The organism is Winogradskyella jejuensis (assembly GCF_900129745.1).
GTDB classification, from domain to species: Bacteria; Bacteroidota; Bacteroidia; order Flavobacteriales; family Flavobacteriaceae; genus Winogradskyella; species Winogradskyella jejuensis.
Genome location: NZ_FQWS01000002.1, coordinates 689,745 through 702,662, shown reverse-complemented (window position 1 = coordinate 702,662; position 12,918 = coordinate 689,745). Strand labels below are relative to the sequence as shown.

15 protein-coding genes are annotated in these 12,918 nt (G+C 33.8%); all 15 read left to right on the top strand.

Annotation, left to right across the window (positions count from 1 at the left end; genetic code table 11):
• Nucleotides 1-82: 82 nt before the first annotated feature.
• The 15 genes from BUB95_RS11030 (at nt 83) to BUB95_RS10955 (ending at nt 12,907) form a co-directional block, all read left to right on the top strand.
• Entirely contained in the window at nt 83-1,255 is a 1,173-nt protein-coding gene (locus BUB95_RS11030; RefSeq protein ID WP_234969260.1) for a helix-turn-helix domain-containing protein, read from the top strand.
• A gap of 120 nt (nt 1,256-1,375) precedes the next feature.
• A complete protein-coding gene (locus tag BUB95_RS11025; protein ID WP_073086420.1) occupies nt 1,376-1,870 on the top strand; it encodes a DoxX family protein in 495 nt (164 codons plus the stop codon).
• 22 nt (nt 1,871-1,892) lie between these two features.
• A complete protein-coding gene (locus tag BUB95_RS11020) occupies nt 1,893-2,378 on the top strand; it encodes a hypothetical protein (RefSeq protein WP_073086418.1) in 486 nt (161 codons plus the stop codon).
• Nucleotides 2,379-2,390: 12 nt separating this feature from the next.
• A complete protein-coding gene (locus BUB95_RS11015; RefSeq protein WP_073086416.1) occupies nt 2,391-2,774 on the top strand; it encodes a hypothetical protein in 384 nt (127 codons plus the stop codon).
• 8 nt (nt 2,775-2,782) lie between these two features.
• Entirely contained in the window at nt 2,783-3,676 is an 894-nt protein-coding gene (locus BUB95_RS11010) for a GIN domain-containing protein (RefSeq protein ID WP_143185598.1), read from the top strand.
• 99 nt (nt 3,677-3,775) lie between these two features.
• Entirely contained in the window at nt 3,776-4,159 is a 384-nt protein-coding gene (locus BUB95_RS11005; RefSeq protein WP_317048461.1) for a DoxX family protein, read from the top strand.
• A gap of 110 nt (nt 4,160-4,269) precedes the next feature.
• A complete protein-coding gene (locus BUB95_RS11000) occupies nt 4,270-4,926 on the top strand; it encodes a hypothetical protein (RefSeq protein ID WP_073086410.1) in 657 nt (218 codons plus the stop codon).
• Nucleotides 4,913-5,974, top strand: coding sequence for a sensor histidine kinase (locus BUB95_RS10995; protein ID WP_073086408.1), 1,062 nt, complete (start codon nt 4,913-4,915; stop codon nt 5,972-5,974). Before BUB95_RS11000 ends, BUB95_RS10995 begins: the two co-directional genes overlap by 14 nt.
• Nucleotides 5,967-6,656 (top strand): LytR/AlgR family response regulator transcription factor, encoded by a 690-nt coding sequence (locus BUB95_RS10990; RefSeq protein ID WP_073086406.1) that lies wholly within the window; start codon nt 5,967-5,969, stop codon nt 6,654-6,656. Before BUB95_RS10995 ends, BUB95_RS10990 begins: the two co-directional genes overlap by 8 nt.
• Before the next feature lies 1 nt (nt 6,657).
• Nucleotides 6,658-7,128 (top strand): hypothetical protein, encoded by a 471-nt coding sequence (locus BUB95_RS10985; protein WP_073086404.1) that lies wholly within the window; start codon nt 6,658-6,660, stop codon nt 7,126-7,128.
• Between the two features lie 548 nt (nt 7,129-7,676).
• Entirely contained in the window at nt 7,677-8,759 is a 1,083-nt protein-coding gene (gene gcvT, locus BUB95_RS10975; protein WP_073086402.1) for a glycine cleavage system aminomethyltransferase GcvT, read from the top strand.
• A gap of 27 nt (nt 8,760-8,786) precedes the next feature.
• Complete coding sequence (locus tag BUB95_RS10970; RefSeq protein WP_073086400.1) at nt 8,787-9,617, top strand: sugar nucleotide-binding protein; 831 nt, start codon at nt 8,787-8,789, stop codon at nt 9,615-9,617.
• Between the two features lie 51 nt (nt 9,618-9,668).
• The gene (locus BUB95_RS10965) at nt 9,669-9,959 is read left to right on the top strand and encodes a 4a-hydroxytetrahydrobiopterin dehydratase (protein ID WP_073086398.1); all 291 of its coding nucleotides are present in this window, start codon (nt 9,669-9,671) and stop codon (nt 9,957-9,959) included.
• 3 nt (nt 9,960-9,962) lie between these two features.
• Nucleotides 9,963-12,017, top strand: a complete 2,055-nt coding sequence (locus tag BUB95_RS10960; protein ID WP_143185597.1) for a carboxy terminal-processing peptidase — start codon at nt 9,963-9,965, stop codon at nt 12,015-12,017.
• Between the two features lie 143 nt (nt 12,018-12,160).
• Nucleotides 12,161-12,907, top strand: a complete 747-nt coding sequence (locus BUB95_RS10955) for a YebC/PmpR family DNA-binding transcriptional regulator (RefSeq protein WP_073086394.1) — start codon at nt 12,161-12,163, stop codon at nt 12,905-12,907.
• Nucleotides 12,908-12,918: the final 11 nt, after the last annotated feature.

Below are 12,918 nucleotides of genomic sequence, written 5' to 3'. Positions count from 1 at the left end.
TGCCTTTGAAACAATTTGAGCCGTATTCATTTTTCAATTCTCTCATAAAATAGATACATTTAGGTTTTAAATTAAACACAGAATGTTTCCAGATTTTAACCGTTGGAGTTTACCGCTTTTAATTTTGGCTTTGCAAGGCCTTGTTTTTGTATGCCTTCTATTCGGTAGGTATTTTAAAAAGCGTAACCTTTCAGATTTGTTTTTAGGATGCATTCTATTACTTACCTCATACTCTCAGACCTGTTATACTCTAGGATTTATGGGCTGGTATGATGCTTTTAGAACTACAAAAATCAATTACTTTCTTATAAATATTGGCATTGCATTAGCGCCATTAATTTACTTGTATGTCAAGTCTGTAACGACTTCAAATTTTAAATTCAAAAAAAACTATTGGTGGCATTTTGCTTTGGCAATCGCTTTCGTAGTCTACCGATTTTCAATTTACACTTATGATGCGCTGCAACCTGGATTTAGTGATACGCAGAATGGTGTGCTTAAAATCTCCTTAGATGAGGAATACATTTTAAGCATCATGTCTTACATAGAACCTCCGTTTATGTTGCTGTATTTAGCATTTACGTTTCAACTATTTTATAGCTACCGTAAAAAGATTATGCAGTATTTTTCAAATACGTATAAGCTAGAACTTAATTGGATTTTAACTTTCTTAATACTCTTTAGCACGCTATTTCTTTACGGTACCGTTCAAGATATTATTGGTTCGCGTTTTATGGAATTAGGATATCAAGAACGTTGGTGGCTCAACTTTTTGGCTGCCTTGGTGACCTTGTTTGTCGGTATTAAAGGTTACTTTACAGACACCACAAAACTGAATAAATTAGACTTTAGCTTCTCTCCAAAAACTATTGGGATTCCAGAGGAAAGAGATAACATAGAGCATAAATCTGTTTCTGAAAACGATATTGCTACGGTAAATTATTTAATGGTAGAACAAAAAGCCTATTTAAATCCTGAGCTTAATTTATCAGACTTAGCCAAAATGGCTAACATGACTAGAGGACAACTTTCCGAAACTATAAATTCGGGCTACAACAAAAACTTCAACGATTTTGTAAATGGCTATCGTGTTGAAGCGTTTAAAACTATGCTGAAAGAAAATAAGCAACAACAATTATCCTTACTTGGTATTGCTCAAGAATGTGGTTTTAACAGCAAGGCTACTTTCAATAGAGTATTTAAAAAGCTAACGAGCTTCTCTCCTACCGAATATTTAAAAACACAACTAAAATAAGACGTCTCAAATCGTATTTAGGACGTTCTAGTACGCTTTAAGTCGTTCAGGGAGCGTTTGTGTCGCAAATTTGTATCATCAATCTCGCTGATGTATGTCAGCCCTTAAAACACAAATACGATGACACGCTTAAAAACTTTCCTCAAATTTTTAATTACACCTACTGTTCAGAAAAACTGGTTTTCAGATTTCGTATTCTTTATTATCAGATTCGGATGCGGGATTGGACTCTCTATTGGTTTTGGTGCTGACAAATTTGGTGTGCCATGGACGCCAGATAGTCAAAATCTCAACTTATTCGAAGTCGCTGCCTGGTTCCCGGAAGACGTTAAAGCTTACGGCGGTATCTTTGCTATGTTCCCCGTCTTTTTTGCTTGGATGGGCGCTTTTAGCGAAGCTGTAGGCGGAATATTATTGGCTCTAGGTATTGGTACGCGTATCTCTTCTTTCTTAATTATGTGTACCATGCTTGTTGCAATTTTTCTACAAAAATGGAATGGACCAGCTTGGAACATGCTACCAGCAATGGGCTTTTTATGGGTTGCGATTTACAACTTAACATTGGGTTCAGGACGCTTTGGACTTGACTTTTTTATCAGTAAAAAATTAAAATAATCATTTAAAAAAACAATATATTATGAAAACTCTATTTACAACATTCGCTTTACTATTCGCAGTAATAACTATTAACGCACAAGACACCATTTCACTTTCAGATTTTGAAAGTATGAACAATACCAGTTGGGAAGGCACTTTAACTTACAAAGACTACCAATCTGGCAAACAAGAAACTATAGATGCTACTATGCAGTTTAAGATTGAAGGTGACAAATTAATCTCCAATGTACAATACACTTACGAGCCGAGCAAAAACCATAAAGGTTCAGTGAAAATCAAAAAGAACGGCACCTATTTTGGCAATGAGAAGGTGTTAAGTTTTAAAGAAGAAAACGGAACCAAAACTCTGGTGACCAGCTACCAAAGTAGAGATAATGGCAAAAAGGCCGATATGTTTATCACACATACTTTAACGGATTCAACATATACTGTGACGAAAGAAGTTTCATATCTAGACAGCGATGAAAAATTTGTAAGAAACACCTACAGTTACACTAAACTTTAAAATAAAGAACTCATGAAAAATTATAAATCACTTTTAATTTTAATCGCAATCTTATTTATAACAAGTTGCGTGCAAGAAACACATCTCAAAACCATCACATTTAAAGTAGATATGAGAGGTCTAGAGAATATTACTAATCCAGGCGTGAGAGGTCAGTTTACAAGTCCAGCTTGGAAAGAATTAGTTCCGCTCACAGATGAAAACAAAGACAGCATTTATGAAGCAAAAGTTGAATTTCAAGCAGCGCAATACGATATCAAATTCAAATTTGTAAATAATGACGAATATGAATTACAAAATCAACCAAATCGCTCGATAAAATTTGAATATGAGCCTGAAAACTTCACTTATGAAGCAACTTTCAATACTCCTGAGGCAAAAACCACAAAAAAATAATTCATAAAATGAAAAAGTTAAGCTTATTGCTAATGCTTGTAGGATTTACAGGTCTAGCACAAATAAAAGGAAATAAAAAAGTAGAAACTCGAGCATTTCCGTTTGAAAATGTTGAAACCATAAAAATAGATTTATACGCCAATATTACCATTGATAATTCTACAAGTGAAAGCTTGGAAATTACCGCAGAGTCTAACCTATTTAAATACATTGATACAGAAATTGTAGATGGCACCATTCACTTTAGTCAGCTAAAATGGATTGCACCTACTCAAAAAATTAGTATAAAAATTGGTGCACCCAACCTAAAACGTGTTGTGCACGATACGCATGACAAAACCATAATTACTAATGTAAACAATGCTATTTTAAGAGTCAATGCCAATATTGGTAAGGTAATTATAGAAGGAAAAACAAAAGAGCTGCGTTTGGGTACAGAGATAGGTCAAATAGACGCATCAAACATAGAGGCAGAAAAGGTTTTTGTAAATCTTTGGGATTCTGGGACTATAAAAGTTAATCCAACCAAATACTTATGGGCAGATGTTTCAAACGATGGAAAATTACTTTATACACAACTCCCAAAAGACAATAAAATAAAAACGAAGTCTGGCGGCATGGTAGAATCGTCTTCAAATTACAAGATGAAAAAAGAAGATATAAAGTGGATATCTTTTAAAATAAAAAACAATTCGTCTAACAGAAATCAATTTATAGTTAAAGGCCCAAAAGCAGACGGTAGTTATTTTGGTTACGGTTTCCCAATGATGCCCAACTCTAAACGTAAAGAAAAATGGTCTGTAGGCACAAAAGTATATAAACAAAACGCACTAGGCTTTAAAAAATTATTAGTGATTATTAAACCAGAAGACGAAGGTAAAGTCGTAAATCTATTTGAATAGAGGTTAATTGTAGGACAAATAATTTCAAAACTTCAAAATTTGAAGGTTTATTATTTCTGTCTATATTTAGACGATAACTAATTAATAACACCCACTATTTTGAAAACAAACTACAACGACCTAGCGTTATTAATCCATAGAGTTGGATTCTCAGCACTAATGCTAATAAATCATGGTATCCCAAAACTCGATAAACTAAACGGACCCATTGAATTTGCAGACCCATTAGGTATTGGTGCAACGGCGTCTTTAATCCTTTGTCTTGTTGGCGAAGTATTAGCACCAGTACTAATTATTTTTGGCATAAAAACTAAGTTTGCTGCAATTCCGGCGGCTATTACAATGGCTGTCGCAGCATTTATTGTTCACGGTAGTGACCCATTAGCACGTAAAGAAATGGCATTGTTATATTTAATTGCTTTTGTGGTTATCTTTTTAGCTGGTCCTGGAAAATTCTCTGTAGACGGAAGAAAGGGACGCTAGAACTTATAACTTAGTAAGTGTTTGACATGAGTTGCAACGTGTTTGTCGAAAAACGTTGCAACTCATTGTCTTTTATAAGAGTTTAGCATAAACTTTTAAAATCAAAAATTATGAAAACGAGATTAGTAGTAGTGAGTTTATGTGTTTTGCTATTTAGCTCTTGTATAGTAAAATCTATTCAGCCGTTTTATACAAAATCAAGTATAAATTATTCAGGAAAGCTTGTAGGCAATTGGACAGATAATAAAAACGGACAATGGGATATTCGCTCGTTTAAAGACGAATGGGAAAAAGAAACGGACCCAAATACAACGCTGTCTAAGGAATCAAAAGAGGCTTTTGAGCGCTTTAAAGATGGGTATTACATTAAGTATAAAAAGAAAGATACTGAAGCCTCGTTTATCGCCATGCCCTTTATGGTAGATGAACACCTTTTTATAGACCTTACGCCTTTTGAATACGATAGTGATGATTTAAATAAATTAGTTGCGCAGCACCTATTAAAAACCCATTCTACCGCTTTTGTAGATATCACAAATGAAGGCTTTACTTTAAAATGGTTATCAGAAAAGGCAGTCAATAAACTGATAACTGAAAAACGGTTACGCATTAAGCACGAAAGAACTGGTATTGATGAAGATTTGGTCTTAACTGCCACAAGTGAGGAACTGCATAATTTTCTAAAGAAATTTATGGTCTCAGATTTTGAAGATAAATGGGATAATGATGATATTAGAAGATTAAAGCCAAACAATGCAAAGCCTTAATATTAAAACCATATTACAACGCAGCAATTACCACAGACCGCTATTATTTAATGGCATACTGTGGTTTTTGGCATTTCTTATTTTACTCTTTATTTTTTCAAAAGGTAAAATACCAATTACTGCAGATTATATATACACATTAGGCTTTTTAGTCGTGGTAATAGTTCCTGTTTCCATCAACTTTTACATACTAATACCCAAGTTTTTAAAACAAGAACGCTATGCCATATATATCCTGCTTTTTATTCTGAATTTTGGTGTGTTTTCATTTCTAAACGCACAGTTTTTTAATTCAATTCTAGATATTTTATTTTCTAAATATTTCTTTATCTCCTATTTGTCTAAAACCAATATTTACTTAACCTATGGCATTATTTTAATTGCAACAACGCTCCTTAAATTGGCTGAAGACTGGTTGTATTACAACACCAATGAGAACAAGCTATTAAAACTTCAAAATCAGCAAATACAAACACAATTATCTGCCTTACGAGCTCAGATAAATCCGCATTTTTTATTCAATTCGCTAAATGTGATTTACGCCATGGCATTAGAAAAAAAGGAGAATATAAAAACTGCTATTGTAGAACTTTCGGACATTCTACGTTACATTATTTACGATTCGGACACAGAGCGTGTTTCACTTAAAGACGAATTAGAATTACTGCACAACTATATTTCGTTTCAAAAATATCGTGGACACTCAGAAAATACGGTTGATGTCATTGTAGATATCGAAGATGAGAGCTTCAAAATATATCCTATGCTTTTGTTACCACTTATTGAAAACGCCTATAAATATGGATTTTCTGAAGATAATATCTTGGACAAAATTAAGATAGAGTTTATTCAAAAAAGTGATGATTTTATGTTTAGAATCGAAAATTCAAATGGAACTAATCAACATAGTATAGACGACAACTATTCTGGCGTAGGCTTAGAAAATTTGAAGAATAATCTAAATTTGGTCTATCCAAATAGGCATAAACTCAATATTGAAAACACAGCGCAAACCTTTATAGTCACTCTGAATCTAAAGAATGAATAACCAAAATCGCATAACCTGTATTATTGTTGATGACGAATTATCGTCTCAAAAAGTGTTGCAGCATTTTGTTTCGGAAACCGAAGTTTTAGAGCTTAAACAAACCTGTATTAATACTGCGGAAGCCTTTAAATATCTACAACTCAATTCAGCAGTGGACTTGTTATTTTTAGATATTAATATGCCAAAACAAACCGGATTGGATTTTTATAAAAGTTTGCAGCATCCGCCAGCTGTAATTTTCACTACCGCTTATCCGCAATATGCTGTAGAGGGTTTTGAGGTCAATGCTACCGACTATCTTTTAAAACCAATTGCTTACGAACGGTTTTTAACGGCGATTAATAAAGTTCTGAATGAAAAAGCACTTCAGCCAAAACAAGATTTCTTGATTCTTAAAGAAAATAAAGCACTGCATAAAGTCTTCTTTTCAGACATTGCTGTTATTGAAGCCTTTGGAGATTATGTAAAAGTGCATTTGGCAGACAAAACTATAGTAACACACAGTACATTTTCAGGTTTTATTGAGCAATTACCGACTCATTTTATAAGAGTCCACAAATCGTTTAGTATTAATTTGAATAAAATGGAGCAACTTTCGGGTAATCAAATTCAGATTTCTGGACATAAAATTCCTATAGGACAAACCTACAAATCAAAAGTTTTAAAAGCCTTAGATTTGTAATATGAAGGCCGAATCTATTGTTATCATAAAAAAAGAATTACAACATCTTCCTAAAGAAGACTTATTACAATTATGCCTCCGCTTAGGGCGATTTAAAAAGGAAAATAAGGAACTGCTCACCTATTTATTATTTCAAGCACACGATGAAGACCGCTATATCGAAAGCATTAAAGAAACCCTAGACGTGCAATTTGAAAGTATGAATACGGATAGCTATTTCTACATGAAAAAAACCATCCGAAAAATCCTGCGCCAGATAAAAACCTTTAGTCGTTACAGCCTTACCAAAACCACTGAAATTGAACTTCTCCTCTACTTTTGCGAACGCCTCAATGATTTAAAACCTAACATTCATCGTAACCGAACCCTTGATAATCTTTACCAAAGACAGATTATAGCTATAGAGAAGAAAATCTCTGCATTTCATGAAGACTTACAGTATGATTATCGCATGCAATTGGAAGAGTTATAAAATGATTTTATCTTTAAAGTGTATCATTAACTACAAATCGCACATATAACTAGTATCAGCTAATTTTAAAATGACCTTAAACGAATTAAAGATAAATATAAAGTGGTGGGAATCTAAGAGGTGGCTATATAATGTTCTAGTAGGACTATCCGGTATAGTGTCTATATTTAATGTGCTAGCAGAAAGCCCTTATGACTGGACATTTGACGATACTATTGGCGTTATCATTTGAGGAATTGGAGCTAACATTTTTTATTCGCTGGGAACTTTAGTTGAACTCTTTGATTGGTATTATTTGAAAAACAGACTTGGTATCAAAAGATTTAGATTATTCTTTTTTATTGCAGGTACATTTTTGAGTTGTCTTTATACTTTTTGGTGTGTTATGGCATATTTTTTATGGTCAGTCTTTTAAAAATACTACCAACAACACACATATACAACTTATAAAATGTAATCAAAAAACTACCTATAACAATCTCTTAATTCAAATACACTTCCTTTAAAAAAATCCTTAATTTAGCGTTTCAAATTTTGAAACGTAAATCATGAAAAATACTGCATTAACAGATACTCATATAGCTTTAGGTGCAAAGATGGTTCCTTTTGCTGGTTACAATATGCCTGTTCAATACGAAGGCGTAAACATAGAACATGAAACTGTAAGAAACGCCGTTGGTGTTTTTGACGTGTCGCATATGGGTGAGTTTTTAATCGAAGGACCAAACGCCTTAGATTTAATACAAAAAGTATCTAGTAATGATGCGTCAAAATTAGAAGTCGGTAAAGCACAATACAGTTGCCTACCAAATGATGATGGCGGCATTGTAGACGATTTAATCATCTACAAGATTAAAGATGAAACCTACCTTCTAGTTGTTAACGCTAGTAATATAGAAAAAGATTGGAACTGGATTTCATCAAAAAACGATGTCGGTGCCGAAATGCGCGATTTAAGTGAAGATTATTCATTACTTGCCATTCAAGGCCCAAAAGCTGTAGAAGCAATGCAGTCTCTATCTAGTCATGATTTATCAGAAATCAATTTTTACAATTTCCTCGTTGGTGATTTTGCAGGCATAGAACACGTAATTATTTCGGCAACAGGTTATACTGGTAGTGGTGGCTTTGAGATTTATTGCAAGAACACTGAAGTAAAACAAATTTGGGATAAAGTCTTGGAAGCTGGAACCGATTTTGGCATTAAACCTATCGGATTAGCAGCAAGAGATACACTTCGTTTAGAAATGGGTTATTGTTTGTATGGTAACGATATCGATGACACGACTTCACCTATTGAAGCGGGATTGAGCTGGGTGTGTAAATTCAATAAAGCGTTTACCAATAGTGAAGCACTACAAGCCGAAAAAGAGCGTAAACCAGAAAATAGACTCGTAGGCTTTAAGATGGACGAGCGCGGCATTCCACGTAACGCCTATGATATTGTCGATGGGTCTGGTAAAACTATTGGACGTGTAACGTCTGGAACCATGAGTCCAAGTTTAGGTATTGGTATAGGTCTTGGTTATGTACCGCGTGTCTTTGCTTCAGTGGATAGTAAAATTAATATTCAGATACGTAAAAAAGCAATTCCTGCTACTGTGGTAAAATTACCATTTTATAAAGGCTAAATTTCTGTTCTTAGCGTTGTAAGATTAATGAAGAAGATAGAAAAGAAATATAGAATCTTGGTTCTTGGTGCTAGTGGTTATCTAGGTAACGCTATATACAAGGAGCTCTGCATGTATTTTAATACCTACGGCACCTATTTTTCGCCTAAAAAAGAATTTGAAAACAACAAACATTTTTTTCACTACAATGTTGAAGAAGATGACATCTACGACATTTTAGAAGCCACAAAACCAGATATCATCGTTTCGGCTTTACGTGGCGATTTTCATGCACAGACTATAGCGCACGCACATGTTGCAGAATATGCTTTAGAACATGGTTCAAAAATTATATTTCTATCATCAGCCAATGCATTTGATGCTTACAGCAAATACCCTAGCTACGAAACGGATAAAACCTTAAGTCATAGTATTTATGGGCATTTCAAAATAAAAATTGAGAATATGCTCATGCGTATGCCTAAGCGTCAAGTAGCAATTTTACGTATGCCTATGGTTTTTGGCACTAACTGTCCAAGAATACAAGAAATAAAACAACTCATCTCAGAGAAAGAAGCTGTTGAGATTTTCCCAAACTTAATAATGAATGTCACTCTCGACAAGAAAGTGACGCAACAGATTCATTACATTATTAATCGTAATAAATATGGGATTTTTCATTTGGGTAGTACAGATTTAGTCCATCACGATGAGTTTATCCAAGAATTGGTGGCTAGTCTATTCCCGACAAAAGTGGCTTTCAAAAATGTGTATACGACTAATGATGACCGTTATTTGGCAGTTCTACCCAAATACAATACGTTACCAAAGCATCTTCAGATTACAAGTCAAAAAGTTCTAGAAGAACTTCAAAAATAGGTTTGATTAAACCACATTATTTGTTAAATTTCCTTTTCATAAAATTAGCCTATGAAATTAGACGACTCGACTATAGAAAAACGATTACTGCATCTCCCAGATTGGGACTATTTTGATAATGCACTTCATGCTGAATTTGAATTTGAAAACTTTAAAGATTGCTTCAGTGCAATGAGTCGTATCGCCTTTGAGTGCGAAGCTTTAAATCATCACCCAGACTGGACTAACGTATACAACGTTTTAAAAATCTCTTTATCTACACATGATGCTGGAGGTGTAACTGACAAAGATTTTAAATTAGCTCAGGCTATTGAGCGTATTGTTGAGCCTGAAGACGAATAGCCCTTGCAAAACTCTATTATCAAATTTCTCGGTTTAGTCTTGTGCTGCTTCTACTTTCAATCTGGAGCACAGACTGATTCTTTTTGTGGTAAAGTTGAGGCTGTCTCTAACTTAGTAGACACCTATCACTTTAAGCCAAAAAAGCTAAATGACAGCCTTTCTATTGGAGTTTACGACTTGTTTATTGAACTTATTGACCCAAAAAAAAGGTTATTAACACAATCTGATACTGCTGCTTTTAACGTTGATAGACTTAAAATAGATGACTACATTAAAGACAAAAATTGCAATTTTATTGGTAAGTATGCCAAAATCCTTAAGTCTAGAATCAATGAGTCTAAAGGATATTTAGAAGCACTTTCTAATGCCAAATTAGACTACACAGGTAGTGATAGCCTATACTTTAATGCAGGAAAAGTGGACTCCTACTTCAGAGATGAAAGTTCTGTAAAACGCTATTGGAATAAGCGCGTACGTTATGAGCTTATCTTTAAACTCATGGAGCAAGATTCAGTTCTCGAAAATTTAAAATCTAATTTTAAAACCTTAGAACTAAAGTACAGACAAACCGTTATTGAGAATGAAATTTGTGTGCTTAACGAAATTGAAAACAGAGATGGCGGGCTTCTTCAGTTTGTAGAAGAATCTTTTTTAAATGCTTATCTCTCTTATCAAGACCCAAATTCATCTTACTTCAACTCTTCAGAAAAGTCACTATTTGAACAAGGTATCTCCAATACACAGTTTTCTTTTGGGATAGATACCTACAAAAATGATGATGGTAAAATCATTATAGGCTATATAACTAACGGTAGTGCAGCCTTTAAGAATGGTAATTTTGATGTTAATGATGAAATCTTAGTACTAAATTATAAAAACACAAGTTTAGAGACTAACTGCATATCTAATGATGCAGTTGTAGCCTTTTTAAACAACGAAGACTATGATGACGTCAACTTTAAAATAAAAAAGAAAGACGGGAGTGTAAAAACTATTAAGCTTTCAAAAGAAGAAACAAAAGTTGAAGATAATACCGTTAAAGGTTACATTATTGAAGGCGAAAAACGGTTAGGTTACATCAAAATTTCAAGTTTTTACACAGACTTAGAGTCTTTTAATGGCCTGGGACTTGCTAATGATGTTTCAAAACAATTGTATTTACTGCAAAGAGAAGGAATAGAAGGACTTATTATTGATTTACGCTATAACGGCGGAGGTTCAATGAAAGAAGCAGCAGAATTAACAGGCCTATTTATAGACAGAGGTCCTGTAGCAATAACTAAAGACAGAATAGATGGCCAGTTTACAGTTAGAGACCCAAATCGTGGAATGGCATTCTACAAACCAATTATTGTTTTACAAGACCATTTTAGTGCCTCTGCTTCAGAATTCTTCGCAGGCGCCATGCAAGATTACAAGAGAGCTGTAATTGTTGGAAGTGGTACACATGGAAAAGCGACTTCGCAACAAATCATTCCTTTAAATGATAAAGAAAATATAGGATTTGCACGACTGTCAATTCAAAAATTTTATAGAATAACTGGCAGAAGTCATCAATCCATTGGTGTGATACCAGATATAGAACTTCCAGATTTTTATGATGATTTTAAAACTGAAGAGAAATTCTATAAATATGCCATTGAAAATGACACTATAAATACTACAATGACATACATACCCTTAAGAGGATATGGCATTGCTGACCTAAAAAGAAAAAGTGAAGCAAGAACGAATAAAAACGTTGCTTTTAAAGAACTTAAGTCCATAAACCAAAAAATGGTAAAGCATGTCATCAACCGAAAAGCTATTGTACCATTAACCCTAGAAGGTATCTATGAGGATACTGAAACTTATAAGAGGATGTGGCAAGCCTACAGTAATTTCAATTCTAAAAATTCGGGTTTATTAAAGGTAATGAATACAAAATCTACAGCAGAACGCTTGGAATATAATAAAGACGAAAAAACTATAAACAATCAATATTTAAAGACTTTATCTAACGATATACATCTTACGGAAGCTGCTAATATTCTCCAAGATGTATTAAGCAATTATTAATATAAAACAAGAGTTAAATAAAATGGGAGCGACTGCAATCATTAACCAAATACAGTTAATCAAAACTTTTTGAGTCGTCATATACCAAATGACTAAGGAATGCAGATAATTATTTAAATTTGACAAAACAAATACAATAGACTATGGGAAGAGCTTTTGAATTTAGAAAAGCAAGAAAAATGAAACGTTGGTCCGCAATGAGCAAAGCCTTTACGCGTATTGGTAAAGATATTGTAATGGCTGTAAAAGAAGGTGGACCAGACCCCGATAGCAATAGTAGACTTAGAGCAGTAATACAAAATGCAAAGTCTGTTAACATGCCTAAAGACAATATAGAACGTGCTATAAAAAGGGCATCCGATAAAAGTCAAGGCGACTACAAAGAAGTAATATTCGAAGGTTATGCACCTCACGGCATCGCCATTTTAGTAGAAACCGCCACAGATAATAATACCAGAACTGTGGCTAATGTAAGAAGTTATTTTAATAAGTGCGATGGTAGCTTAGGCACCTCTGGTTCTGTAGTTTTTATGTTTGACCATACTTGTAATTTTAAAATTAAAGGTGAAGAGCTTGATTTAGAAGAACTAGAACTAGAACTGATTGATTTTGGTGTTGAAGAAATATTTGAAGACACCGATGAAGACGACGACGGAAACGAAGTGAAGAGTGTAATGATTTACGCACCTTTTGAAAGCTTTGGTAAAATACAGTCTTATTTAGAAGAAAATAATATTGAAATCCTTTCCTCTGGTTTTGAGCGTATCCCACAAGTCACAAAAAAATTAACTCCAGAACAAGCTGCGGATGTAGAAAAACTTCTAGAAAAAATTGAAGAAGACGATGATGTACAAAACGTATATCATACTATGGAAGAAGCTTCAGAATAATTAACAATACA